Origin of the sequence: Apilactobacillus kunkeei DSM 12361 = ATCC 700308 (assembly GCF_001281265.1) — a bacterium.
In the GTDB taxonomy this organism is placed as follows: domain Bacteria; phylum Bacillota; class Bacilli; order Lactobacillales; family Lactobacillaceae; genus Apilactobacillus; species Apilactobacillus kunkeei.
The window spans coordinates 1-423 of record NZ_JXDB01000008.1 but is presented as its reverse complement, the minus strand read 5'-3'; the positions used below and the strand labels follow the sequence as shown (position 1 = coordinate 423).

Below are 423 nucleotides of genomic sequence, written 5' to 3'. Positions count from 1 at the left end.
ACTCAAAATAACGCGGTGTTCTCGGTTGAAATTGTATTTTTATACAAATTCAATATAGAAATTAAATAATATCTAGTTTTCAAAGAACCAAGTATGACACTTACGTGTCAATGGAGAATAGCGGGATCGAACCGCTGACCTCCTGCTTGCAAAGCAGGTGCTCTCCCAGCTGAGCTAATTCCCCATAAATATAAATATGATTGTGACCCCTGTGAGGTCGATGGGCCTAGGGGGACTCGAACCTCCGACCTCACGCTTATCAGGCGTGCGCTCTAAACCAACTGAGCTATAGGCCCAAAGAAGCAAAGAATCATATGAGAGGTAAATCCCTCAAAACTGAATAAGATTGATGAACCTAATGTAAGTTTCCGAAATTTCCTTAGAAAGGAGGTGATCCAGCCGCAGGTTCTCCTACGGCTACCT

Annotated in this window: 2 tRNA genes; both read right to left on the bottom strand. The window is 43.0% G+C overall.

Going from position 1 to position 423, the window contains the following annotated elements:
- Positions 1–111: 111 nt before the first annotated feature.
- Positions 112–184 (bottom strand) — tRNA-Ala (locus tag RZ79_RS04685).
- A 37-nt stretch (positions 185–221) separates the two neighbouring features.
- Positions 222–296 (bottom strand) — tRNA-Ile (locus RZ79_RS04680).
- Positions 297–423: the final 127 nt, after the last annotated feature.